17 protein-coding genes, 16 tRNA genes and 3 rRNA genes are annotated in these 23405 nt (G+C 38.5%); 2 read left to right on the plus strand and 34 right to left on the minus strand.

The genetic code is table 11. From position 1 onward, the window contains the following. Positions 1 to 338: 338 nt before the first annotated feature. The 27 genes from EUC40_RS23135 to EUC40_RS23265 form a co-directional block, all read right to left on the minus strand. Positions 339 to 2408, minus strand: a complete 2070-nt coding sequence (locus EUC40_RS23135) for a sensor domain-containing protein (RefSeq protein ID WP_156576711.1) — start codon at positions 2406 to 2408, stop codon at positions 339 to 341. A gap of 127 nt (positions 2409 to 2535) precedes the next feature. Further along, positions 2536 to 3024, minus strand: a complete 489-nt coding sequence (gene trmL / locus EUC40_RS23140; protein ID WP_000538149.1) for a tRNA (uridine(34)/cytosine(34)/5-carboxymethylaminomethyluridine(34)-2'-O)-methyltransferase TrmL — start codon at positions 3022 to 3024, stop codon at positions 2536 to 2538. Positions 3025 to 3082: 58 nt separating this feature from the next. Then, positions 3083 to 3970: an amidase domain-containing protein gene (locus tag EUC40_RS23145; RefSeq protein ID WP_151626303.1), complete on the minus strand. Its 888-nt coding sequence runs from the start codon at positions 3968 to 3970 to the stop codon at positions 3083 to 3085. Between the two features lie 44 nt (positions 3971 to 4014). Then, a complete protein-coding gene (gene queG, locus EUC40_RS23150; RefSeq protein WP_156576712.1) occupies positions 4015 to 5157 on the minus strand; it encodes a tRNA epoxyqueuosine(34) reductase QueG in 1143 nt (380 codons plus the stop codon). A 200-nt stretch (positions 5158 to 5357) separates the two neighbouring features. Next, a tRNA-Gly gene (locus EUC40_RS23155) sits at positions 5358 to 5431 on the minus strand. 115 nt (positions 5432 to 5546) lie between these two features. Then, positions 5547 to 6197, minus strand: coding sequence for a DsbA family protein (locus tag EUC40_RS23160; RefSeq protein ID WP_000841316.1), 651 nt, complete (start codon positions 6195 to 6197; stop codon positions 5547 to 5549). A 187-nt stretch (positions 6198 to 6384) separates the two neighbouring features. Beyond that, a complete protein-coding gene (locus EUC40_RS23165) occupies positions 6385 to 7161 on the minus strand; it encodes a transglycosylase domain-containing protein (RefSeq protein ID WP_000664694.1) in 777 nt (258 codons plus the stop codon). A gap of 460 nt (positions 7162 to 7621) precedes the next feature. Beyond that, the gene (locus EUC40_RS23170; protein ID WP_156576713.1) at positions 7622 to 8083 is read right to left on the minus strand and encodes an NUDIX hydrolase; all 462 of its coding nucleotides are present in this window, start codon (positions 8081 to 8083) and stop codon (positions 7622 to 7624) included. A gap of 147 nt (positions 8084 to 8230) precedes the next feature. Then, positions 8231 to 8950, minus strand: a complete 720-nt coding sequence (locus EUC40_RS23175; protein WP_071710147.1) for a YebC/PmpR family DNA-binding transcriptional regulator — start codon at positions 8948 to 8950, stop codon at positions 8231 to 8233. A 968-nt stretch (positions 8951 to 9918) separates the two neighbouring features. Beyond that, positions 9919 to 10000, minus strand: a tRNA-Leu gene (locus EUC40_RS23180). A 10-nt stretch (positions 10001 to 10010) separates the two neighbouring features. Beyond that, positions 10011 to 10081: transfer RNA gene (locus EUC40_RS23185), tRNA-Cys, on the minus strand. An 18-nt stretch (positions 10082 to 10099) separates the two neighbouring features. Continuing rightward, positions 10100 to 10174: transfer RNA gene (locus EUC40_RS23190), tRNA-Gly, on the minus strand. A 5-nt stretch (positions 10175 to 10179) separates the two neighbouring features. After that, a tRNA-Gln gene (locus tag EUC40_RS23195) sits at positions 10180 to 10254 on the minus strand. Positions 10255 to 10317: 63 nt separating this feature from the next. Continuing rightward, positions 10318 to 10393 (minus strand) — tRNA-His (locus EUC40_RS23200). 19 nt (positions 10394 to 10412) lie between these two features. Then, a tRNA-Trp gene (locus EUC40_RS23205) sits at positions 10413 to 10486 on the minus strand. Positions 10487 to 10493: 7 nt separating this feature from the next. Beyond that, positions 10494 to 10577 (minus strand) — tRNA-Tyr (locus EUC40_RS23210). Positions 10578 to 10587: 10 nt separating this feature from the next. Continuing rightward, positions 10588 to 10663: transfer RNA gene (locus tag EUC40_RS23215), tRNA-Thr, on the minus strand. Positions 10664 to 10681: 18 nt separating this feature from the next. Next, positions 10682 to 10757 (minus strand) — tRNA-Phe (locus EUC40_RS23220). A gap of 9 nt (positions 10758 to 10766) precedes the next feature. After that, positions 10767 to 10842 (minus strand) — tRNA-Asp (locus EUC40_RS23225). Between the two features lie 3 nt (positions 10843 to 10845). Next, positions 10846 to 10922 (minus strand) — tRNA-Met (locus EUC40_RS23230). Positions 10923 to 10946: 24 nt separating this feature from the next. Next, positions 10947 to 11022: transfer RNA gene (locus tag EUC40_RS23235), tRNA-Val, on the minus strand. A gap of 5 nt (positions 11023 to 11027) precedes the next feature. Further along, positions 11028 to 11102: transfer RNA gene (locus EUC40_RS23240), tRNA-Glu, on the minus strand. A gap of 17 nt (positions 11103 to 11119) precedes the next feature. Further along, positions 11120 to 11211, minus strand: a tRNA-Ser gene (locus tag EUC40_RS23245). A 2-nt stretch (positions 11212 to 11213) separates the two neighbouring features. Continuing rightward, positions 11214 to 11288: transfer RNA gene (locus EUC40_RS23250), tRNA-Asn, on the minus strand. A gap of 8 nt (positions 11289 to 11296) precedes the next feature. Then, positions 11297 to 11412, minus strand: a 5S ribosomal RNA gene (gene rrf / locus EUC40_RS23255). 100 nt (positions 11413 to 11512) lie between these two features. Next, a 23S ribosomal RNA gene (locus tag EUC40_RS23260) occupies positions 11513 to 14434 on the minus strand. Positions 14435 to 14580: 146 nt separating this feature from the next. Beyond that, positions 14581 to 16132, minus strand: a 16S ribosomal RNA gene (locus EUC40_RS23265). The 16S, 23S and 5S rRNA genes sit together here with 15 tRNA genes alongside, the layout of an rRNA operon. Before the next feature lie 401 nt (positions 16133 to 16533). On the opposite strand from EUC40_RS23265, the gene EUC40_RS23270 reads away from it, so the two are divergent. Beyond that, positions 16534 to 16890: a YgzB family protein gene (locus EUC40_RS23270; RefSeq protein WP_000025054.1), complete on the plus strand. Its 357-nt coding sequence runs from the start codon at positions 16534 to 16536 to the stop codon at positions 16888 to 16890. Between the two features lie 102 nt (positions 16891 to 16992). Here the strand turns inward: EUC40_RS23270 and EUC40_RS23275 are convergent, their stop codons facing one another. The 7 genes from EUC40_RS23275 to EUC40_RS23305 form a co-directional block, all read right to left on the minus strand. Beyond that, positions 16993 to 17418 (minus strand): GNAT family N-acetyltransferase, encoded by a 426-nt coding sequence (locus EUC40_RS23275; protein ID WP_071710436.1) that lies wholly within the window; start codon positions 17416 to 17418, stop codon positions 16993 to 16995. A gap of 167 nt (positions 17419 to 17585) precedes the next feature. Further along, complete coding sequence (perR, locus tag EUC40_RS23280; protein ID WP_000237832.1) at positions 17586 to 18014, minus strand: peroxide-responsive transcriptional repressor PerR; 429 nt, start codon at positions 18012 to 18014, stop codon at positions 17586 to 17588. Between the two features lie 298 nt (positions 18015 to 18312). Further along, entirely contained in the window at positions 18313 to 18768 is a 456-nt protein-coding gene (bcp, locus tag EUC40_RS23285) for a thioredoxin-dependent thiol peroxidase (protein WP_156576714.1), read from the minus strand. Between the two features lie 43 nt (positions 18769 to 18811). Continuing rightward, positions 18812 to 19216 carry a potassium channel family protein gene (locus tag EUC40_RS23290; RefSeq protein WP_000964349.1) on the minus strand — a complete coding sequence of 135 codons (405 nt, stop codon included), beginning with the start codon at positions 19214 to 19216 and terminating at the stop codon, positions 18812 to 18814. A 72-nt stretch (positions 19217 to 19288) separates the two neighbouring features. After that, the gene (locus EUC40_RS23295; RefSeq protein WP_156576715.1) at positions 19289 to 20074 is read right to left on the minus strand and encodes an ABC transporter permease; all 786 of its coding nucleotides are present in this window, start codon (positions 20072 to 20074) and stop codon (positions 19289 to 19291) included. 4 nt (positions 20075 to 20078) lie between these two features. Continuing rightward, positions 20079 to 20870 carry an ABC transporter permease gene (locus EUC40_RS23300; protein ID WP_156576716.1) on the minus strand — a complete coding sequence of 264 codons (792 nt, stop codon included), beginning with the start codon at positions 20868 to 20870 and terminating at the stop codon, positions 20079 to 20081. After that, positions 20863 to 21876, minus strand: coding sequence for an ABC transporter ATP-binding protein (locus EUC40_RS23305; protein WP_000843651.1), 1014 nt, complete (start codon positions 21874 to 21876; stop codon positions 20863 to 20865). Before EUC40_RS23305 ends, EUC40_RS23300 begins: the two co-directional genes overlap by 8 nt. 121 nt (positions 21877 to 21997) lie before the next feature. Between EUC40_RS23305 and hemL the strand changes: the two genes are divergently transcribed. After that, entirely contained in the window at positions 21998 to 23302 is a 1305-nt protein-coding gene (gene hemL, locus EUC40_RS23310) for a glutamate-1-semialdehyde-2,1-aminomutase (RefSeq protein WP_002017418.1), read from the plus strand. Positions 23303 to 23405: the final 103 nt, after the last annotated feature.

The raw sequence follows: 23405 nt of genomic DNA on the forward strand, positions 1-23405 counted from the left end.
ATGTCCTTAAACATTCTTTAAATCAAAACGAAATATATAATCGTGCAATAAAATTCTCTCCAAAATTCAAAGAAAATTCTGTATAATAAAGATATTAAAGGTTTCACACCGCTATTCATTTTAAATTAATTCTTTTCTTCTAAGAACCTTACATACATTTCGAGTAGTTAATAAAATTCGTAAACCGAAAAAGTAGGGGGAATATTAATATGAAATTACTATTAATTTTAGGTGTATCACTCACATTTCTTACAGCCATTTTCACATCTGGTTACAACGATAAACCAGGTACACATAAAAAGTGATGTGCTTTTTAGCACATCACTTTTTTGTATCAATTATTTATAATATACATTCTCCACATCATGCTTTGATAAAGGACGGCTATAATAATAACCTTGTACAAGTTTCACATTCTTTTCCTTCAAAAATTGGACTTGCTCCACTTTTTCTACGCCTTCTGCAATTACATTCAATCCTAAAGTATGAGCTAAATGAATAATTGCAGCTGTAATATTTGTATCACGTTCATCTATATGTATACCTTCCATAAAAGAACGATCAATTTTTAAAGTATCAATTGGATATGTTTTTAAATAACTTAAAGATGAATACCCAGTTCCAAAATCATCTAAATGAATCTTTACATTTTGTTCTTTTAATTGTAGCAACACTCTTTTCGATAAATCTTTATGTATAAGGGCTCCTTCTGTAACTTCTATTCCTAATAAATGAGGTGGTACGTTATACTTATTTAAAGCTCTTGTAATCATTTCGATTAATGTAATAGAACGAAAATGTCTAGCTGAAATATTCACTGCAATTGGGACAACTTCATAGTCCTTATTTAGCCATTCACGTATTTGTTTACACGCTTGATTCACTACCCATTCATCAAGCTTAATAATAAATCCGGTTCTTTCTGCTAGTGGAATAAACTGACTAGGTGGAACAAATCCTAGCTCCTTATTTTCCCATCTTATTAAAGCTTCCATACTAGCTATTTTTTTCGTTTCAATATTAACTTGCGGCTGATAATATAAGAAAAACTCATTTTTCTCTATAGCTCGATATAACTGGTTTTCTATTATAAACCTTTTTTCACGTTCACAATCTAATCCGTTGCAATAAAAATGATAATGCCCTTTCCCTTTTTCCTTTGCTTTTTCTAGGGCAGCATCCACTCTTTGAAAAAGTATTTTTTCATCTTCTCCATCTGTTGGTGCCATTACAATCCCAATGGACGTACTTAAATACACGTCCTCTTCTTCTATTACAAAATAATTACTAATGTTTTTTAATATATTTTTTGCAACTTCCTCTACATATTCTTTCGTTATATTTTCTATTAACATAACAAATTGATCATCATGCTCTCTAAATAAATGCATACCTTCTATTTGTAGATTGCTCAAACATTCTGTAACTTTTTGTAATACTTTATCTCCTTCTTTATGACCAAATGTATCATTAATAAGGTGAAACTCATCTAAATCAATAAACACAAGTGCAAAATTTATATTCTCATTTAAAAAAACATTTAACTTATTTGTACATGAAATTCTATTCATCAACCCTGTTAATTGATCGTAATAAGCTAAATATTCCGTTCGCTTCTCATTTAATACTTGCCTCGTAACATCTCTTGTAACAATATACACCCCAACAATTTCCCCGTTCACAATAATTGGGATAGTTCTCAAAGAAATATATAACTCGTACCCTTCTTTATGAACATATTTCTTTGAAACGATTTGTGTTGCCCTTCCTTGTAGAGCTTCCTTAAATATCATTTGAAAGTCTTTTTCATATTCTTTATTAATAAATTTAAAAATAAACTTATTACTCAATTCTTCATATCGGTATCCAAATATTTCATACGTTGCCGGATTTGCATATGTAATTTTACCTATAGAATCTATAGATATAATGGAATCATTATTATATTCAAGTAATGACTTAAATAACATTTGTTTTTCTTCTATTTCTACTTTCTCCTCAATCTGAGCTGTAATATCCCTTGTAATACAAATAATAAACTGGCATATTCCTTCTTCATCGTATACAGGATTAAGTGACGACTCATAGTGTAGATTACCAGTTGATAAACTAATCACATCACAAAAAGTATGTGCTCTCGCTTCCCGTATTACTTGAGTATATTGCCTTTGTAAGATTCTTGCTTTGTCTACTGACAGCACTTCCGTAAACGTTTTTCCATAGCACTCTTCGCTTAGCTTCGCATAATCCATGCCTATTTTATTCACATAAATATATTTAAAAGTTTCATCATCAATAACTTTCACAATAAACACTAAATCTTGAATAGCATGTAACAGTCCCTGTCTTATTAAATCCATATCTATCATACTTAAAAAGGTATTTTGATTATTATATTGTTCCTTCATATTTATCTCAACCCGTCTTATCTATTTTTAATCATATATCCCATTCTATATGAATATGTACCCTTTTTAAAATGTATGATTGCATATTATTTTTATTTTTAGAAAAAAAGTCGCCAAATGGCGACTTTTAATAAACGATTTCTAAATCTAATCCTGGGTAATTTTGTTGACGGAACGCTTCATAAATTAAAATTGCTGCTGTATTAGATAAATTTAATGAGCGCACTTTATCAGTCATTGGAATACGTAAACAATGATCGAAGTTTTCTTCGATTACATTAGCTGGTAAGCCGTTTGTTTCTCTTCCAAATACAAAATAATAATCCTTCTCACGCTTGCTATAGTCAAAAGCTGTATGAGCTTTCTCACCATACTTTGTTAAATAGAAGAATTCACCATCTTTATTTTTTTCATAAAATTCTTCAATTGAATCATAATACGTAACCTTCACGTGCTGCCAATAATCTAATCCTGCACGCTTTAACATTTTATCATCCGTTGAAAATCCAAGCGGTCTAATCAAATGTAATTCTGTTCCAGTTGCTGCACAAGTACGAGCAATATTTCCTGTATTTGCTGGAATTTCTGGTTGATATAAAACAACATGTACTCCCACGCGATATTCACCTCTGTTTTTTGTCTACTACGTATTATACCACTTGAGCGAAAAATCTCTACCCATTAATAATATGAAAGAATTTATATTTCATTTGTGGTGTATATTTACTAGAGTCTTCATAGTTCCAATAACGACGACGGCTATTCGCAGAATGTGCATTTACAAGTGGCATACCATCTGCGTCTTTTGCTACTACAATTGTCGTATGATTCCATCTACCATCATCCTCGAAATCGTAAGCAATGACATCTCCAAGAATAAGATCTTCTGGCCTTTCGACAGCTTCTGCTCGAAGACCTGTTGTAGCACCTGACAAATACCAATAAAAAGAATGTGCGACAGCCCAGCTCCAACTCCACTGATTTTCCCTTTGCCACCATCCTTTACGAATATTAGGATATCCATTCATTGGTACTTCTCCCGTATGAAGACATTGTGAAATAAAATTTGTACAATTATCAGGAAAATTGCGATATATAGGGTTTCGGTCATCCCACCAACGCTCTGCATATTTCACTGCCTCTAAACGATTATACTGATAAGAACCGTACTTCTCTTTCACAACTTCCCTTTCTAACGTCTCACCTATACCTATTTCTTTTAACACTTCAATAGCATAATCACCTATTACACGATTATTCTTTAAACAAACTCTTCGTTTTAATTGTTCCTCTTCGATATAAAATAATTCTTTATGCCTAATTAAATATTTCAAATGTATTTGATAATCAATTTCTTGATGGTTACTACTGTTTAACTGTCTAATGAAAGAAACATCCGCAGTTGCTTTCACTATATGTGCACTACGTTTTTGAAACAAGTGTTTCTTCCTCTGTGCTATTTGTAATAAATCTTCAGCAATACCATCCACATTCGTTCGTTTCTCCGTTATATATGCTAAAAATTGTTGTACTTGGTTTTCAATCTTCGTTTTTACAACCATTCTGTCTCCCTCCCATATTACAATATGAAAAAGGGAAATATTATCTACTCTTTTTTCTGTGCTAACAATTCAAGCCCACGATTCATTTCATGAAGGACCTCTTCATCTTTCTCACGTTGCATCGCTTTTTCAATCGCTTCGCCTACTCCGTCACCGCCAATTTTCCCAAGGGCCCACGCTGCCGTTCCACGAAGTACTGGTCTTGGGTCATCTTTCATAACACCAATTAAATCAGGAATTGCTGACGCTTCTTTAAAATGTGCAAGTGCTAAAATAGCATTACGTTGCAACGGCTTTTTACCTCTCCATGATCCGGACATAATACCATATTTCTCTTTAAAATCACGATTACTAATTGTTAAAAGTGGTGTTAATAATGGTTTAACTAACTCAGGATCTGGCTCCATTTCAGGGTGATTATGAAAATCCATTCCTTTATTTTTCGGACAAACAGTCTGACATGTATCACATCCATATATACGATTCCCTATTTTATCGCGGTATTCTTCAGGTAGGAATCCTTTCGTCTGTGTTAAAAATGCAATACATTTCTTCGAATCTAACTGTCCGCCCTGTATTAAAGCACCTGTAGGACAAATATCAATACATTTCGTACAGCTTCCACATTGATCTTCTATTGGCTGATCTGGTGGGAATGGAACGTTTGTAATTATTTCTCCTAAGTATACGTATGAACCAAATTCAGGTGTAATAATAGAGCAGTTTTTACCGCTCCACCCTATACCTGCACGCTCTGATACAGCACGATCACTTAACTCACCTGTATCAACCATTGACTTTACTTCTATCTCTGGAAGCTTTTCAATTAAATATGCCTCTAACTTTTGCAAACGATCTCGCAAAACAAGGTGATAATCTTGTCCCCATGAAGCGCGACAAAATATTCCACGGCGCTCTCCTCTTTTGCTTAACGGTGCATTTTTTAATTTAGAAGGATATGCCAAAGCGATCGCAATAATTGATTTCGCTCCAGGTAATAAAAGCTGTGGATTTGTTCTCTTCTCTATATCAGATTCTTCAAATCCAGACTGATAATTTAATTGTTGCTGCTGAATTAAACGCTGCTTTAACTCCTCAAACGGGGAAGCACTCGCAAAACCTATTTTATCTATACCAATTGTTTTACTATACGCAATTACATCTTGCTTTAATTGTTCAAAGTCCATTCTTAAAACGCCTCCTCAGATGAATCCATCCCTTATGTAACACTCTATTGGTTAGCAATTCACTTTTGGAATACTATTCTTTACTTCTATTTTCGCATACAATTATGTTTTCCAAACATTAAAAAACGCAATGCCTCGTTTATCTTGGAAACGAAACACTGCGTTGATCACAATTTATTAGAAAAATATTAAATAAAGTTTGGAGCGGGTGAAGAGAATCGAACTCTCGACCAGAGCTTGGAAGGCTCTTGTTTTACCACTAAACTACACCCGCAAATATGAATTACATATAAGATATTAGAATAACTTATGTAAAGTAGTATAGCATGTAAAAAAAACGGAAGCAAGAATTTTATCGAAAAAAGTCGAAAAAGTGATGAGAGACCTCATCACTTTTTCAATTCTTTATCAATTGCCTTCTTCATACTATCGAAATCAGGGTTTGCAAGATTTCCGTTTACATATACTGAAGGAGCCCCTTGAACTTTTAATTTTTGAGCACGATCTGAATCTTTACGTACTTTTTCTGTAATTTCTTTACTATGTAAATCTTTCTTAAATTTCTCTACATCAACTTTTGGAAGTTTCTCTTTCACAATGTTAAGAAGCAACTCTTCTGTAATCCATTCTTCCGTATCTTTCTTTTGACTTTGATAAATTTCATCATAGAAAATCCAGAATGAATCTTGATCTTGTTTATAAATGGCTTCACCAGCTGCTGCACCTAAATCAGAGTCTTTTCCGATAAATGGGAAGTTAATAAAATATAACTGCACTTTACCTTTATCAATATACTCTTCTTTTAATCGTGGTAATACTGTTACATCCCAAGTACGACAAGCAGGACATTTGAAGTCTCCAAATTCAACTACCTTAACCGGAGCATCATCTTTCCCTAAAGATTGTTGTGTGGAATAAGCAAACATCTCATTCCCTTTATCTTTTTTGTCATTTATGATGCTATACGCAATTGTTCCAATTACAATCAATACTGCGATAGAAAAAACTATACCAAGAGCCATGAGTTTATTTGATTTCATATACATTCCTCTTTAAATTCATATTCTGTATACAGCATTGTACACAATACACATAATATCAACACTTATATATGTCACGCAATGAACACGCTCACATAAATTACAAAAATACAACAATTGTGACGATATTGTGTCACAATTTGTCACAATTTATTCAAAAAAAGAAGTTCCTATGTAGGAACTTCTCTTAACTGACAGCTTTTTCACGAGCGTTATTTAACATCGATTGTTCTGTTTTTATATCATGACGAATTACTAATTTCTCACTAACTGCTTGCACATATTCATCATGATTGATATAGCCTTCTTTCTCCATCAATCTCAAAACGACATTTCGTCTCTCGACGGCCTTATCATAATTTTGTGCAGGCGAGTAATAAGCAGGTGCTTTTACTACAGCAGCCATCATTGCACTTTCAGCTAACGTTAATTGATCCACCTTTTTACCAAAGTAAAGATTTGCTGCTTTTTCAATCCCCCATGCGCCTTCCCCATAATAAATATTACTTACATATAATTTTAAAATTTCATCCTTCGTAAATGTGCGTTCAATTTTTTTCGTATAAAAAATTTCTTTCCACTTACGAGAAAATGTACGCTCATTAGTTAAAAAAGCATTTTTAGATAACTGCTGTGTAATCGTGCTTCCTCCTTGCACAACACCACCAGCTTTTATATTCTCAATAGAAGCCCTGATAATTGCTATATAGTCTAAACCATTATGATGATAAAACCTTTTATCTTCCGTCGCAATAAATGCGTGTGTTACTGACTCTGGTACTTCTAACTTAGCAGGTACATGTAATTTACTAATATCACTTCGCTCAATCATTACATTTCCAACGAATAATAATGCAAAACTTAACAATAATAATAATATAATGGCTTTATAAAAAAATTTAGTTAATGGATTTAATGCAACTTTTTGATGATAGTTCACTCTAGATAATACTCGTTCTTTCATCTTGAACACCTCTTTTCCACACAGCATATATAACTCTTACCTTAAGGATACTTTGTTGTAAAAGAATCTCCCATCGATTTCTCTTACACATACCTTACAACATTGTAAGGTGTAAAAATGTATTGTATCACAGTCCTTTTTTATCTACTATTCATATGAAATGTTGAATATACATCGATTAAAACCTTAAGAACCAATAACGTTGTAAAAAGTAAGGTCTTTATACTTCACTTTATTCTTTTATTATATCATCTATAAATTGCTACTTTTAAACATCTAGTAATCTAATTATATATGATACATTACTATTATACAGAACAAACGTTCCTAAAATCAATTATAGATACATAAAACCCTTATTAATTAAAACTTCACTTTATTATTGTGACCTTTTTCTGAAACAGTATACATAAAGAAAAGGTTAGCAATTTGGGGTATCCTCAAATCGCTAACCTTTTCTTTACAACCTTCCTATGAGATTATACGGCTGAACTTCCCATGTTTCGTATGGAATAAAATGCGTTGCGTTCATCGCATCCAGTGTCCTTGATTTCATATGAGGACGCGTTATATACTCATCGATGTTTCCATCGTTTAATGCAACAAATTTAGCCTCTTTAATTTCTTCAGGCTGAATTTTTATTTCACCGCTAACATATGCTACTTTAAACACAACAGCTAAAATATGCATAGAAGCGTTATAATACACGCCTGTAATCCCAATAGGATCCACAGTTAAGCCCGTTTCCTCCAGTATCTCTCTACAAACAGCTTGATCAAGTGCTTCTCCTTCTTCTACTTGCCCTCCAGGCATTTCCCACGTATCAGCTCGCCAGTGTACTTTCGTTAAAAGTACCTCATTCTTTTCATTTGTTAAATAGCCTGCTACAGCAACGATATGCTTTGGTGTTTTATGTTTCATTTTAATCCTCCTAGAAATATTGATTATTTCATATATTCCTATAAGAATATTCCCTTTCTACAACAAAATACCTTTAATAATTCATCACCTTAATTAACTTCGTAAAAAAAGCCCCTATCCGTTAAAAGATAAGGGGCTTCTATCATATTATTCTCCTAAGTCTACGTTATGGTAAACTTGTTGTACATCTTCTAAGTCTTCTAATGCATCAACCATTTTTTCAAATTGTGTTTGTGCATCTTCAGGAAGTGTTACATCATTTTGTGCAAGCATTGTTAATTCTGCAACTGTAAACTCCTCAACACCAGCATCTTTAAGTGCTGATTGTACTGAATGGAATTGATCAGGTTCAGCATACACGATAACAGCATCTTCTTCTTCTAGAATGTCACGTGCATCCACATCTGCTTCCATTAAAATTTCAAGAACTTCGTCTGATGTTTTACCTTCAAGACCGATAACAGCTGTCGCATCAAACATGTATGCTACAGAACCGTTTACGCCCATGTTACCACTGTTTTTGCTAAATGCAGCTCGTACATCTGCAGCAGTACGGTTTACGTTATTTGTTAACGTATCTACAATTACCATAGATCCATTTGGTCCAAAGCCTTCGTAACGAAGCTCGTCATAATTTTCTTCTGAGCCGCCTTTTGCTTTTTCAACCGCACGATCAATAATTGTTCTTGGTACATTGTATGTTTTCGCACGCTCTAATACGACTCTAAGCGCTTGGTTTGATTCTGGATCTGGCTCGCCTTGTTTTGCTGCCACATAAATTTCGCGTCCAAATTTCGCATATATACGGCTTGTATTTGCATCTTTTGATGCTTTTTTTTCTTTAATGTTGTTCCATTTACGGCCCATACTTTCCACTCTCTTTCCGGTTTTAAATCTACATAAAGATATTAATATGAAATATAATGCGTATTCAACACATTTTTAAAAGAAATATAAAAAGTTCATTTTTGATTCATATTACAGACATAATATAAATCACTATCATTTTGTTCTTTCGACAAGTTATATTATACATGAATTCCTACATTTATTACGAATTTTAGAATCACATAGCATAATTTAGCAAAAAGACTTTAATATTTCTGTTAGAGTCTTTTTGCATCGCGGGTACCAATGGTCGGGGGCAAACCGATATTCCCGAAAGAATACGAGTTTGAGTCGGTTATAGGATTGAATTCTCAGTTCAACCCATCAGAAACATCGATATATACGTTCTTGAACATTCAATTTTAATTTAAACAACGTTATCACATACGACTATCTTATAAACGAATATATTTCGTTTATAAGGGTTCATTAAGTTGAGTAGTTCGACATAAAACGAGCTTCTTCCTTTTTATAATATGTAACATATTATTGCCCTTACAAAAAACAATACGATATACAAGAGAGTGTTTACACTTTATCTATTATATTTCTTATATAATCAGGATATTTATTCAAATTATGCACTATATCACTTACAAATTTTTCTAATCTGACTATTCTATAGTCACTTATACGTATGATTATATTATTAGCTCGTAAAACAAATTTAGGAATTGAACCCGTTTTATCCTGATGTAAGTAAGAGCAGCTGGCGAATTGAGGATTATTATAATTAGGATATAAATAAAAATTCATTAAGGTAAGTATCCATCCATTTCAATTATATCCTCCTGCAAGTGTTAAAAGTTATTTTTCAACATAATCAATACCATGTGTATTGATTCTTATACCATATATTCCATCTTTAAATATAGAGCGATCTTCTAAGAATACGAAAAAACGGCTCCTACTGAACGTAAGAGCCGTTTAAATCAACGTTTGTTTGATACCGATGGTCGGGGTCGAACCGACACTCCCGAAGGAACACGATTTTGAGTCGTGCGCGTCTGCCAATTCCGCCACATCGGCACAAAAGAAAAGGCGGCAACCGGATTTGAACCGGTGATAAAGGTTTTGCAGACCTCTGCCTTACCACTTGGCTATGCCGCCATATGAAATTAATTTTATTGGAGCGGAAGACGGGATTCGAACCCGCGACCCCAACCTTGGCAAGGTTGTATTCTACCACTGAACTACTTCCGCAAAAATGGCTGGGCTAGCTGGATTCGAACCAGCGCATGACGGAGTCAAAGTCCGTTGCCTTACCGCTTGGCTATAGCCCATTGATTTCTTAATTAATTATATGTAAGTATCCATTATATTATTTGTCATTTTTAAAATAAAAATGGGGCGACTGATGGGAATCGAACCCACGAATGCCGGAGCCACAATCCGGTGCGTTAACCACTTCGCCACAACCGCCATGTTGTGTAAATATATTTGGCAGGGGCAGTAGGAATCGAACCCACACTGGAGGTTTTGGAGACCTCAGTTCTACCTTTAAACTATGCCCCTATGTAAATGGTGGAGGGGGGCAGATTCGAACTGCCGAACCCGAAGGAGCGGATTTACAGTCCGCCGCGTTTAGCCACTTCGCTACCCCTCCGAAACTTACATGGTGCCGGCTAGAGGACTTGAACCCCCAACCTACTGATTACAAGTCAGTTGCTCTACCAATTGAGCTAAGCCGGCGTATTTTATTAAAATAAATGGTGGCTCGGGACGGAATCGAACCGCCGACACGAGGATTTTCAGTCCTCTGCTCTACCGACTGAGCTACCGAGCCTTATTAAAATGGCGGTCCCGACCGGGGTCGAACCGGCGATCTCCTGCGTGACAGGCAGGCATGTTAACCACTACACCACGGGACCATTTGGTTGCGGGGACAGGATTTGAACCTGCGACCTTCGGGTTATGAGCCCGACGAGCTACCGTGCTGCTCCACCCCGCGATAATATTATTCATATAAGTTATATGGTGGAGGATGACGGGATCGAACCGCCGACCCCCTGCTTGTAAGGCAGGTGCTCTCCCAGCTGAGCTAATCCTCCAAAAGTGGTGACCCGTACGGGATTCGAACCCGTGTTACCGCCGTGAAAGGGCGGTGTCTTAACCACTTGACCAACGGGCCAAATATTATAAATCCTATGGCGGAGAGCAAGGGATTCGAACCCTTGATACGCTTGTGACGTATACACGATTTCCAATCGTGCTCCTTCGGCCAACTCGGACAGCTCTCCAATGGCTCCGCAGGTAGGAATCGAACCTACGACCGATCGGTTAACAGCCGATAGCTCTACCGCTGAGCTACTGCGGAATAATATTGCCTGGCAACGTCCTACTCTCACAGGGACAAGGTCCCAACTACCATCGGCGCTAGAGAGCTTAACTTCCGTGTTCGGTATGGGAACGGGTGTGACCTCTCTGCCATCATTACCAGACATTATTCTTTTGAGACAATCATTATTATAACTGATTCACTTTAAAAGTCAACAAGTTTTTTATGTTCTCTCAAAACTAGATAACATTGCTTCATATTATATGGTTAAGTCCTCGATCTATTAGTATTCGTCAGCTCCACATGTCACCATGCTTCCACCTCGAACCTATCAACCTGATCATCTTTCAGGGATCTTACTAGCTTACGCTATGGGAAATCTCATCTTGAGGGGGGCTTCATGCTTAGATGCTTTCAGCACTTATCCCTTCCGCACATAGCTACCCAGCTATGCCCTTGGCAGAACAACTGGTACACCAGCGGTGCGTCCATCCCGGTCCTCTCGTACTAAGGACAGCTCCTCTCAAATTTCCTACGCCCACGACGGATAGGGACCGAACTGTCTCACGACGTTCTGAACCCAGCTCGCGTACCGCTTTAATGGGCGAACAGCCCAACCCTTGGGACCGACTACAGCCCCAGGATGCGATGAGCCGACATCGAGGTGCCAAACCTCCCCGTCGATGTGGACTCTTGGGGGAGATAAGCCTGTTATCCCCGGGGTAGCTTTTATCCGTTGAGCGATGGCCCTTCCATGCGGAACCACCGGATCACTAAGCCCGACTTTCGTCCCTGCTCGACTTGTAGGTCTCGCAGTCAAGCTCCCTTATGCCTTTGCACTCTACGAATGATTTCCAACCATTCTGAGGGAACCTTTGGGCGCCTCCGTTACACTTTAGGAGGCGACCGCCCCAGTCAAACTGCCCACCTGACACTGTCTCCCGGGTCGATAAGACCCGTAGGTTAGAATTTCAATACAGTCAGGGCGGTATCCCACCAGCGCCTCCACCGAAGCTAGCGCTCCGGTTTCAATGGCTCCCGCCTATCCTGTACAAACTGTACCAAAATTCAATATCAGGCTACAGTAAAGCTCCACGGGGTCTTTCCGTCCTGTCGCGGGTAACCTGCATCTTCACAGGTACTATAATTTCACCGAGTCTCTGGTTGAGACAGTGCCCAAATCGTTACACCTTTCGTGCGGGTCGGAACTTACCCGACAAGGAATTTCGCTACCTTAGGACCGTTATAGTTACGGCCGCCGTTTACTGGGGCTTCAGTTCAGAGCTTCGCTTACGCTAACCCCTCTCCTTAACCTTCCAGCACCGGGCAGGTGTCACCCCCTATACTTCGCCTTACGGCTTCGCAGAGAGCTGTGTTTTTGCTAAACAGTCGCTTGGGCCTATTCACTGCGGCTTTCCGTTAAGAAAGCACCCCTTCTCCCGAAGTTACGGGGTCATTTTGCCGAGTTCCTTAACCAGAGTTCTCTCGCACACCTTAGGATTCTCTCCTCGCCTACCTGTGTCGGTTTGCGGTACAGGCACCTTTTATCTCGCTAGAAGCTTTTCTTGGCAGCGGGGAATCAAAGACTTCGCTCCATAAGGAGCTTCCCCATCACAGCTCAGCCTTCACGATAAGCGGATTTGCCTACTTATCAGCCTAACTGCTTGGACGTGCACAACCAATCGCACGCTTCTTCTATCCTTCTGCGTCCCTCCATTGCTCAAACGATAAAGAGGTGGTACAGGAATATCAACCTGTTGTCCATCGCCTACGCCTGTCGGCCTCGGCTTAGGTCCTGACTAACCCTGAGCGGACGAGCCTTCCTCAGGAAACCTTAGGCATTCGGTGGACGGGATTCTCACCCGTCTTTCGCTACTCATACCGGCATTCTCACTTCTAAGCACTCCACCAGTCCTTACGGTCTGACTTCACTGTCCTTAGAACGCTCCCCTACCACTGATACCATTGGTATCAATCCGCAGCTTCGGTGGTGTATTTAGCCCCGGTACATTTTCGGCGCAGAGTCACTCGACTAGTGAGCTATTACGCACTCTTTAAATGGTGGCTGCTTCTAAGCCAACATCCTAGTTGTCTAAGCAACTCCACATCCTTTTCCACTTAATACACACTTTGGGACCTTAGCTGGCGGTCTGGGCTGTTTCCCTTTTGACTACGGATCTTATCACTCGCAGTCTGACTCCTAAGGATAAGTCATTGGCATTCGGAGTTTGACTGAATTCGGTAATCCGATGAGGACCCCTAGTCCAATCAGTGCTCTACCTCCAAGACTCTTACACTTAAGGCTAGCCCTAAAGCTATTTCGGGGAGAACCAGCTATCTCCAGGTTCGATTGGAATTTCTCCGCTACCCACACCTCATCCCCGCACTTTTCAACGTGCGTGGGTTCGGGCCTCCATTCAGTGTTACCTGAACTTCACCCTGGACATGGGTAGATCACCTGGTTTCGGGTCTACGACCACGTACTAAACGCCCTATTCAGACTCGCTTTCGCTGCGGCTCCGCCTCTTCAGCTTAACCTCGCACGGGATCGTAACTCGCCGGTTCATTCTACAAAAGGCACGCCATCACCCATTAACGGGCTCTGACTATTTGTAGGCACACGGTTTCAGGATCTCTTTCACTCCCCTTCCGGGGTGCTTTTCACCTTTCCCTCACGGTACTGGTTCACTATCGATCACTAGGGAGTATTTAGCCTTGGGAGATGGTCCTCCCAGATTCCGACGGAATTTCACGTGTTCCGCCGTACTCAGGATACATTCAAGAGAGAACGAAGTTTCGACTACGGGGTTGTTACCCTCTACGACGGACCTTTCCAGGTCGCTTCGTCTACCTCGTTCCTTTGTAACTCCGTATAGAATGTCCTACAACCCCAAGAGGCAAGCCTCTTGGTTTGGGCTATGTTCCGTTTCGCTCGCCGCTACTCAGGAAATCGCATTTGCTTTCTCTTCCTCCAGGTACTTAGATGTTTCAGTTCCCTGGGTCTGTCTTCCTTACCCTATGTATTCAGGTAAGGATACCATACCATTACGTATGGTGGGTTTCCCCATTCGGAAATCTTCGGATCAAAGCTTACTTACAGCTCCCCGAAGCATATCGGCGTTAGTCCCGTCCTTCATCGACTCCTAGTGTCAAGGCATCCACCGTGCGCCCTTTCTAACTTAACCAAACTAAAAATTAAAAAATATGAGCTACACTGTTATCTAGTTTTCAAAGAACATACATTTATATATGAGAGATAGTTCTCTCAAAACTGAACAAAACGAAACACGGAAACTTATATTGATGAACAGCGTTCATCAATTCTCCATAGAAAGGAGGTGATCCAGCCGCACCTTCCGATACGGCTACCTTGTTACGACTTCACCCCAATCATCTGTCCCACCTTAGGCGGCTGGCTCCAAAAAGGTTACCCCACCGACTTCGGGTGTTACAAACTCTCGTGGTGTGACGGGCGGTGTGTACAAGGCCCGGGAACGTATTCACCGCGGCATGCTGATCCGCGATTACTAGCGATTCCAGCTTCATGTAGGCGAGTTGCAGCCTACAATCCGAACTGAGAACGGTTTTATGAGATTAGCTCCACCTCGCGGTCTTGCAGCTCTTTGTACCGTCCATTGTAGCACGTGTGTAGCCCAGGTCATAAGGGGCATGATGATTTGACGTCATCCCCACCTTCCTCCGGTTTGTCACCGGCAGTCACCTTAGAGTGCCCAACTTAATGATGGCAACTAAGATCAAGGGTTGCGCTCGTTGCGGGACTTAACCCAACATCTCACGACACGAGCTGACGACAACCATGCACCACCTGTCACTCTGCTCCCGAAGGAGAAGCCCTATCTCTAGGGTTTTCAGAGGATGTCAAGACCTGGTAAGGTTCTTCGCGTTGCTTCGAATTAAACCACATGCTCCACCGCTTGTGCGGGCCCCCGTCAATTCCTTTGAGTTTCAGCCTTGCGGCCGTACTCCCCAGGCGGAGTGCTTAATGCGTTAACTTCAGCACTAAAGGGCGGAAACCCTCTAACACTTAGCACTCATCGTTTACGGCGTGGACTACCAGGGTATCTAATCCTGTTTGCTCCCCACGCTTTCGCGCCTCAGTGTCAGTTACAGACCAGAAAGTCGCCTTCGCCACTGGTGTTCCTCCATATCTCTACGCATTTCACCGCTACACATGGAATTCCACTTTCCTCTTCTGCACTCAAGTCTCCCAGTTTCCAATGACCCTCCACGGTTGAGCCGTGGGCTTTCACATCAGACTTAAGAAACCACCTGCGCGCGCTTTACGCCCAATAATTCCGGATAACGCTTGCCACCTACGTATTACCGCGGCTGCTGGCACGTAGTTAGCCGTGGCTTTCTGGTTAGGTACCGTCAAGGTGCCAGCTTATTCAACTAGCACTTGTTCTTCCCTAACAACAGAGTTTTACGACCCGAAAGCCTTCATCACTCACGCGGCGTTGCTCCGTCAGACTTTCGTCCATTGCGGAAGATTCCCTACTGCTGCCTCCCGTAGGAGTCTGGGCCGTGTCTCAGTCCCAGTGTGGCCGATCACCCTCTCAGGTCGGCTACGCATCGTTGCCTTGGTGAGCCGTTACCTCACCAACTAGCTAATGCGACGCGGGTCCATCCATAAGTGACAGCCGAAGCCGCCTTTCAATTTCGAACCATGCAGTTCAAAATGTTATCCGGTATTAGCCCCGGTTTCCCGGAGTTATCCCAGTCTTATGGGCAGGTTACCCACGTGTTACTCACCCGTCCGCCGCTAACTTCATAAGAGCAAGCTCTTAATCCATTCGCTCGACTTGCATGTATTAGGCACGCCGCCAGCGTTCATCCTGAGCCAGGATCAAACTCTCCAATAAAGTTAGTTTGTCTAGCATCTAAAAATAAAAATTGACGTTTCACGTTGTTTGTTTCGTTCAGTTTTCAAAGAACTACTTGGTCGCTCATTTGCGACTTCCTTATGTTAACATCTTCGTTTTTCGATGTCAACTAAGTTTTTCAATTTCTTTTTTGTCGTTTTCTGCGTTTCCGCATCAGCGACGGTTATTAATATATCATGCCGTACATACAGGGTCAATACTTTTCATAAAAAAATTTCACATCCCGTTAAACCCTTAAAACATATTTTAAAAATCATTCTATCTTCCATTCATTTCTTTATCGACTTCCCTCTTATTCATATCTTATCTCTTTATCACACATACACATAAGTGAAAATTCTAAATTTTATGTTATATTATTGTTATAGGAGTTGGTGAGAATGAGCATTAAGTATTCAAACAAAATCAATAAAATCCGGACCTTTGCATTAAGTTTAGTATTTATCGGCCTCTTCATTGCATACTTAGGAGTCTTTTTCCGCGACAACATCATTATTATGACAACATTTATGATGGTTGGCTTTTTAGCTGTTATCGCTAGTACTGTCGTTTACTTTTGGATTGGTATGTTATCTACGAAGACTGTACAAATTATTTGTCCAAGCTGCGATAAACCAACAAAAATGCTTGGTCGTGTCGACGCATGTATGCACTGCAATCAACCTTTAACAATGGATCGAAACCTAGAAGGAAAAGAATTTGATGAGAAGTATAATAAGAAAAGCTATAAATCATAGGTATAGAAGTATAGTGAAGGGCGTGAATTTAAGTCATTAAACAAGGCGATTTCTTAACTAAGAAATCGCCTTGTTTTGATTACTGTCTTCGCCCAAAATTCATTATGCCTGTTTTTTCGATATTACAGTAAACATCCCTGTCATGTTGGGCGAGTAATCTTTAAAATCATATTTTTCGTAGAATGACGTTTTACCTTGCGATGCAAACAAACCAATAAATGCTTTATCAGGGGCATTCCAATTTAAGTATTCAACTAAAGCATTCATTATTTTCTTCCCAATACCATTCCTTTGATAATCTGGGTGCACTACTATATCTTGAATATAGAAATAGATAGCCCCATCACCAACAATTCTCCCCATACCGATAATTCGATTATTATCATTGACCGTGATGCAGTAAATAGAATTTTGGAGTGATGTTTCCACCACTTCAAAATTCATATAATTAGTCCACCCTACAGAGTCACATAAATATTTGTATTCTTCCAATGTTGGAATGTTATTTTTAATATCATATTCCTTCACAATGTATCCTCCAGATTTCATTTTCACCAATCTAAAGTAATTTCGATACATTTTTATATAATCCTCTTACTAACTTAACGCTGCAAACCCATATTAGCCTGACGCTACTCTTATATAATAAAGAAAGAGGTCGACGTAAAGCCGTCAGCCTCTTTCTTTATTATATATTACGCCTTATGACACTCTGGACAAACGCCATAAATTTCTAAGCGATGACTATTAATAACGAAGCCTGTCGTTTTCTCAGCTTCTTTTTCAAGCTGTTCCAAGCCCCCATAAGGAAAATCAACAATCTTACCACACTTTTCGCAAATCACATGATAATGTTGACTTGTAACATAATCAAATCTACTTGAAGCGTCTCCATAAGTTAATTCCTTTACAAGCCCAACTTCTTTAAACACACGTAGGTTATTATAGACAGTTGCAACACTCATATTTGGAAACTTACCTTCTAATGCTTTATAAATGTCATCCGCTGTTGGGTGCGTCATAGATTCCACAAGGTACTCTAAAATAGCATGACGCTGTGGAGTAATGCGTACACCCGTATTTTTCAGCATTTCTAGCGCTTCTTTTAATTCTTCTTTGACCACCGTCATGCACCCCGATTCTATACGGATTATTATTTTATAATTCTTATAAAGAGTGTACTCCTTTTCTTATAAATCGTCAATATTTCTACTATAAGTATGTGGTTTATTTTTGTATATAGCCTTATCCTTATATATCTTTCCCTATTTCTTATACATTTTGCATAGAAAAAAGTGCGACATAATCGCACTTGGAATACTATCATCTGAGGAGGTATGCCCTACACTTCACTTTATGTCAGACGGTAAAATATGTATAGACACTTGCCTTACTTCTATATATTTTATCCCCACTACACATTTATTTTATATAAGAAAGAACGTCCTCAATATGTCCTTTTACTTTCACTTTACGCCACTCTTTTACAAGCTCACCATCTTTATTAATAAAGAATGTAGAACGTTCAATTCCCATATATTCTTTCCCAAAGTTCTTTTTCAATTTCCAAACATCATACAATTCTGCCACTTTATGATCTTCATCTACTAAAAGTACAAATGGAAGTTCATGCTTCTCAATGAATTTCAGATGTCTATTCGCTGAATCCGGACTTACTCCAAGAATAACCGTATCCTTTTCTTGAAAGACTCCATACGCATCGCGAAAATCACACGCTTCAGTTGTACACCCTGGAGTCATATCTTTCGGATAAAAGTAAAGAACTACATTTTCCCCACGAAAGTCAGCTAAACGAACTTGTTCTCCGTTACTTCCCTCTAGCGTAAATTCCGGTGCCATTTCTCCTACTGTAATCATTGTTATCACTCCTTCTTTTTCTTTAACTATAACAAATGCGGCCTTATTTTTCATTGTCTATTACTGACCTCATCACAAAAGCAAACGGCAGTGTATATCCAATTAGCGCTTCTCCGATCGCAATCCATCTTCCTATTCCAATCGGAGCTATATCACCATATCCAACGGACAATAAAGTGACTGCACTAAAATATAAACAAATTTCAACGAGCTGAAAAGAATGAGCAGTCACTCTTTCTCCATCTTCTTTCAAAACTGTAAAACCCATTTCCTCCAATACAACATAACTTAACCCAAACGCAATTAGTACTGTTGTATAAATCAAAAATAACGAGGCTAAATTATACAGTGAAAAGAAACGCGTTGAATCCGAATATGAACTCCATAATAATTGGACACTTCTTAAAATAGCTATTGCTGCAATTAATAGAATAAATCCCCATAACATGTCCTCCACCTCATTTTATATGTATGAGATAGGCGACTGATTTATCCCATAGAAACAAACAAGCTTCTATAATTAATTTCCTGCACCGCGGTACCTTTTTACCCCTTGATTCCAGAGAGTAATCGCAACAGTAAAACAAATAATACCAACAATCGGTGTTGCAAATGCATAACTATTCCACTCTGTTTTTCTTAAAAAGTATGCTGCTGGATATACTCCAACAAAGGCAAACGGTAAGACAAACGTTAAAATGAAGCGAATCACACGATTATAAATATTAACCGGATAACGACCATAATTCCCTATGTTATACATAAGCGGCATAATAGAACTTTTTGCATCCGACCAAAAACCAAGGCTCGCAAGTGTAACAAATATCCCGCCGTATACAAGCGCTCCTCCACCTACCATCAGTAAGAATAAGAAGAAATCATACCAGTAAAAAGATAATTGTAACTCTACTGCTGCATATGACATTACAATAATTCCTGTAAAGGCTCCAATTAAAGATTCAAGTTCCATTCTTTCTAATATAATTTGAAATAAGCTATGAATTGGTCTCGTTAATACACGATCCATCTCCCCTTTAATAATGTAACGATCATTAAAGTCCCATATATTAAAGAAGGCTGAAAAAATGGCAAACGGTACTAAAAAGAAACCATAGATAAAAATTACTTCTTCTCGGCTCCATCCCTTTAATGCTTGTGTATGACCAAACACAACGAGAATAAAGATTAAATTAACCGCTTGGAGTGATAAATCAGAAAGTAATCCAACGATAAAATCGCCCCGATATTCCAGTTTCGTTTTTATATATTGACTTGCATATTGTAAAAATAATTTTATATATAGCATCCCATCATCCCCCCTGTACAATTAGACGTTTTCGCGCCGTTCTCCACATGAGTACAATTGGAATAATAAGTACGATTGCCCAAACTACTTGAAATACTAACGCCTCATACAACTTACTTCCCTGTATACCTTCTGAAAAAATCATACTCGGAATATAACTAATGGCCTGAAACGGTAAAAACATCATTGTTTTTTGGGCCCATAACGGATAAAAACTAATTGGCAATAATAGACCTGAAAACAAGTCAATCACAACGCGTTTTGCATACATGATTCCGCTATTATTAAATAGGAAGAACGTAAGCATTCCCGTCATTAAATTAATTTGTGTATTAATAATAAAACTAAATATTAAAGATAAGAAGAAATATAACCACGTTTGAAAATTCGTTGTAATTTGCAATGAAAATAATAACGTAACGATAACCATGCCCGGGATGGAGAAGAATGCAAAACGAAATATCCCCTCACCAAGACCTTGCATAACTTTCATACCTAAATAGTTGTAAGGACGAATTAATTCTACAGCCACACGGCCTTCTTGAATTTCCATCGCAATTTCTCTATCTATATTATTAAAATAAAACGCACGTGCCATCCACGCGATTGCAATATACGTAGTCATTTGTGAAATAGATAAACTTTCAATATTCTCTTTTCCGCTATAAATTGCTTGCCATAAAAAATAATATGCGCCGATATTAATTGTATAAATTAAAATCCCACTATAATAGTTTGTGCGATACGCAAGCATCATTAAAAAGCGAATTCGAATCATTTCAATATACTTACCCATGCCTAATACCTTCTTCATAAATGTTACGAATAATTTCCTCTGTAGATACTTCATTAATTTTTAAATCTTTAATTTGAAAGGCTTGTACTACTTTAGAAATGAGCATTGAAATAATCACTTCTTCATTTGGTATTTTTGCAACCCACGCATTTTCTTCTTTCGCTTTTGACCAAACGACATGGTTATCAGGCATAACCATCGATAATTCCTGATATGAAACTGGGGCAACAAATTGAAAATGTATTTCTTTCTCTGCTCCCCACTGCGTGCGAAGATTATTTAAAGAACCGTCATACATAATGTTCCCTTCATCAAGCATGATAACGCGCTCACATAAAGCTTCAATATCCGTAATATCATGAGTTGTTAATAAAATTGTTGTTTTATAACGCTCATTCATCTCTTTTAAAAATTCACGTATTTTCAATTTCACAAGAACATCTAGTCCAATTGTTGGTTCATCTAAAAATAATAACGGCGGATTATGAATTAATGCTGCGGCTAATTCACAACGCATTCTTTGACCTAAAGATAACTTTCGAACTGGCTTATCTAATAAAGGACCAATATCTAATGTTTCAATCACGTGCTCCATATGTTCTTTATACTGAGCATCTGATACACCGTACACTTTTTTGAGTAAACGAAACGATTCTTGTACCGCAATATCCCACCACAGCTGTGAGCGTTGACCGAAAACAACACCAATTGTTCTTACAAATTCCTCTCTTTGTTTATGTGGATTCATTCCATTTACTATGATCTGTCCTGATGTTGGAGTTAAAATCCCCGTAAGCATTTTAATTGTCGTTGATTTACCAGCACCATTCTCACCGATATAACCAACCATTTCACCTTGCTTTACAGTAAAAGACACATCATTTACTGCTGGTACTATTTTATAATTACGATTTAATAAATCGCGAAATGCACCCTTTAAACCCGGACGACTTGAATAGGCTGTAAACTCTTTACGTAACCCTTGTACCTCAATTACCGATTTCATAATCGGACCCCCTTCCTAAATGTCACAACGAATAGTTTACCCAACTGCCTTCTCTATCACAAACAATACGTCTTTTCGAAAAACATGTTAGAATAATACATAGATTTTTGTAAGGAGATGAATGGTAGTGAAATTCACAAAATCAGAAGCATTACATAAAGAAGCTTTAGAACATATCGTTGGCGGCGTTAATAGTCCTTCTCGTTCTTTTAAAGCAGTTGGCGGCGGCGCTCCTGTTGCTATGGAACGTGGAAAAGGTGCTTATTTCTGGGATGTAGACGGAAATAAATATATCGATTATTTAGCAGCATACGGTCCTATTATTACGGGACATGCTCACCCGCACATCACAAAAGCAATTACAACAGCTGCTGAAAATGGTGTACTTTACGGAACACCAACGGCACTAGAAGTAAAATTCGCAAAAATGTTAAAAGAAGCAATGCCCGCTTTAGATAAAGTACGCTTTGTGAACTCTGGGACTGAAGCAGTAATGACAACAATTCGTGTCGCTCGTGCTTACACAGGCCGCACAAAAATTATGAAATTCGCTGGTTGTTACCACGGACATTCTGATTTAGTACTTGTAGCAGCTGGATCTGGCCCTTCTACTCTAGGGACTCCTGACTCAGCTGGCGTACCGCAAAGTATCGCTCAAGAAGTTATTACGGTTCCATTTAATAATGTAGAAACTTTAAAAGAAGCATTAGATAAATGGGGACACGAAGTAGCAGCTATCCTTGTAGAACCGATTGTTGGAAACTTCGGTATTGTAGAGCCAAAACCTGGCTTCCTTGAAAAAGTGAATGAACTCGTTCACGAAGCTGGTGCACTAGTAATTTATGATGAAGTTATTACTGCTTTCCGCTTTATGTACGGCGGTGCTCAAGACTTACTTGGCGTAACACCAGACTTAACAGCGCTTGGTAAAGTTATTGGCGGCGGACTTCCAATCGGTGCTTACGGTGGGAAGAAAGAAATTATGGAACAGGTTGCTCCGCTTGGACCTGCATACCAAGCTGGTACAATGGCAGGAAACCCTGCTTCTATGGCATCGGGTATCGCTTGTCTAGAAGTTCTTCAGCAAGAAGGCCTATACGAAAAATTAGATGAACTTGGCGCAATGCTTGAAAAAGGAATTTTAGAGCAAGCGACTAAACATAATATCGATATTACATTAAACCGTCTAAAAGGTGCTTTAACTGTATACTTCACAACAAATACAATCGAAGATTACGATGCAGCACAAGATACAGATGGTGAAATGTTCGGTAGATTCTTCAAGCTTATGCTTCAAGAAGGCATTAACTTAGCCCCTTCTAAATATGAAGCATGGTTCTTAACGACAGAACATACAAAAGAAGATATTGAATATACAATTGAAGCTGTTGGTAGAGCATTTGCTGCATTAGCAAACAATAAATAATCCCATTATTAAAAGGAAAAAAGAAAGCACATCTTTCTTTTTTCCTTTTTTCTATTTCATAAATCCCTCATTAATAGTATAATTATTCATAATTATCTGTTTT

Origin of the sequence: Bacillus luti (genome assembly GCF_009739945.1) — a bacterium.
Lineage (GTDB): Bacteria > Bacillota > Bacilli > Bacillales > Bacillaceae_G > Bacillus_A > Bacillus_A luti.

Excerpts from the sequence above, each read along its gene's own strand:
- EUC40_RS23165 (WP_000664694.1), bottom strand. The coding sequence starts at position 7,161 with ATGAAAGAACGAGTATTATCTAGAGTGAACTATCATCAAAAAGTTGCA.
- EUC40_RS23290 (WP_000964349.1), bottom strand. The coding sequence starts at position 19,216 with ATGTTATGGGGATTTATTCTATTAATTGCAGCAATAGCTATTTTAAGA.
- hemL (WP_002017418.1), top strand. The coding sequence starts at position 21,998 with ATGGTAGTGAAATTCACAAAATCAGAAGCATTACATAAAGAAGCTTTA.
- EUC40_RS23270 (WP_000025054.1), top strand. The coding sequence starts at position 16,534 with ATGAGCATTAAGTATTCAAACAAAATCAATAAAATCCGGACCTTTGCA.
- EUC40_RS23295 (WP_156576715.1), bottom strand. The coding sequence starts at position 20,074 with ATGCTATATATAAAATTATTTTTACAATATGCAAGTCAATATATAAAA.
- EUC40_RS23160 (WP_000841316.1), bottom strand. The coding sequence starts at position 6,197 with ATGAAATCAAATAAACTCATGGCTCTTGGTATAGTTTTTTCTATCGCA.
- EUC40_RS23305 (WP_000843651.1), bottom strand. The coding sequence starts at position 21,876 with ATGAAATCGGTAATTGAGGTACAAGGGTTACGTAAAGAGTTTACAGCC.
- EUC40_RS23170 (WP_156576713.1), bottom strand. The coding sequence starts at position 8,083 with ATGAAACATAAAACACCAAAGCATATCGTTGCTGTAGCAGGCTATTTA.
- EUC40_RS23135 (WP_156576711.1), bottom strand. The coding sequence starts at position 2,408 with ATGAAGGAACAATATAATAATCAAAATACCTTTTTAAGTATGATAGAT.
- queG (WP_156576712.1), bottom strand. The coding sequence starts at position 5,157 with ATGGACTTTGAACAATTAAAGCAAGATGTAATTGCGTATAGTAAAACA.
- EUC40_RS23175 (WP_071710147.1), bottom strand. The coding sequence starts at position 8,950 with ATGGGCCGTAAATGGAACAACATTAAAGAAAAAAAAGCATCAAAAGAT.
- bcp (WP_156576714.1), bottom strand. The coding sequence starts at position 18,768 with ATGATTACAGTAGGAGAAATGGCACCGGAATTTACGCTAGAGGGAAGT.
- EUC40_RS23300 (WP_156576716.1), bottom strand. The coding sequence starts at position 20,870 with ATGGGTAAGTATATTGAAATGATTCGAATTCGCTTTTTAATGATGCTT.
- EUC40_RS23145 (WP_151626303.1), bottom strand. The coding sequence starts at position 3,970 with ATGGTTGTAAAAACGAAGATTGAAAACCAAGTACAACAATTTTTAGCA.